We start from the raw sequence: 1,145 nt of genomic DNA on the forward strand, positions 1-1,145 counted from the left end.
GTCCGGCGGTTTCGGCATCGCGCTGCTGGAATCCCTGCGGGGACTGGGGATCGGGCTGTCCAGCCTGGTGTCCACAGGGGACAAATACGACGTCAGCGGCAACGACCTGCTGCTGTGGTGGCAGCGGGACCCGGCCACCGAGATCGCGGTGCTGTACCTGGAGTCCTTCGGCAATCCGCGCAAGTTCGGCAGGCTGGCCCGGACGCTGGCGCGCACCAGGCCGGTGCTGGCGATCCGCACCGGCGACACCGAGATCGCGCGGCGCGCGGCGGCTTCGCACACGGCGGCCGCCGCGACCCCCGCGGTCACCCGGGACGCGCTGTACGAGCAGGCGGGGGTGATCGCCGTGGACACGATCAGCGAACTGGTCGACACCGTCGCCGCGCTGTCGTGGCAGCCGCTTCCCGCGGGCAACCGCGTGGCGGTGATCAGCAACGCCGGGGGTGCCGGCGTGCTGGCCGCGGACGCGTGCGCCCGGCACGGCCTGGAACTGCCGGAGCTGGCCGAGTCGACCAGCGCCGCGCTGCGCGCCGTCCTGCCCGCGCAGGCGTCGGTGCACAACCCGGTGGACACCACCGCCGCGGTGGACGCCGCCCTGTTCGGCACCTGCCTCGACATCGTGCTGGCCGACAAGGGGATCGACGCCGTCATCGCGGCCGGGGTGCCCACCGCGCTCGGGGAGCCGATCACGGCCGTGGCGCCGAAGGCCCGGCATTCGGGCAAGCCGCTGCTCGCGGTGCGCCTCGGCCAGCTCGGGCACGTCACCCCGCTGCCGGACGAGGAGGGCCCGGCGACCGCGAGCTACACCGACCCCGCCGACGCGGCGGCCGCGCTCGGGCACATCGCCCGCTACGCGCAGTGGCGCGCCCGCCCCGCGGGCACGCTGCCCGTACTGTCCGATGTGGATGCACCGGCCGCACTCGCGGCGGTCCGCGGGTACCTGGCGGCGGGACGGCGCTGGCTGACCCCGACCGAGACCGCGCACCTGCTGGGCTGCTTCGGGATTCCCGTGGTCCAGACCTCCTACGCGACCGACGAGGACAGCGCCGCGGCGGCGTTCGCCGGGCTGGACCATCCGGTGGCGATGAAGGTGGACGCGGCCGGGGTGCTGCACAAGAGCGCGCAGGGCGGGGTCGCGCTCGGCG

At 75.1% G+C, this 1,145-nt stretch carries 1 protein-coding gene; it reads left to right on the top strand.

Going from position 1 to position 1,145, the window contains the following annotated elements:
• On the top strand, window positions 1-1,145 hold a 1,145-nt coding region (locus FNH05_RS37595; RefSeq protein ID WP_186382954.1), incomplete at both ends, for an acetate--CoA ligase family protein.

Source organism: Amycolatopsis rhizosphaerae, from assembly GCF_007713715.1.
Lineage (GTDB): Bacteria > Actinomycetota > Actinomycetes > Mycobacteriales > Pseudonocardiaceae > Amycolatopsis_E > Amycolatopsis_E rhizosphaerae.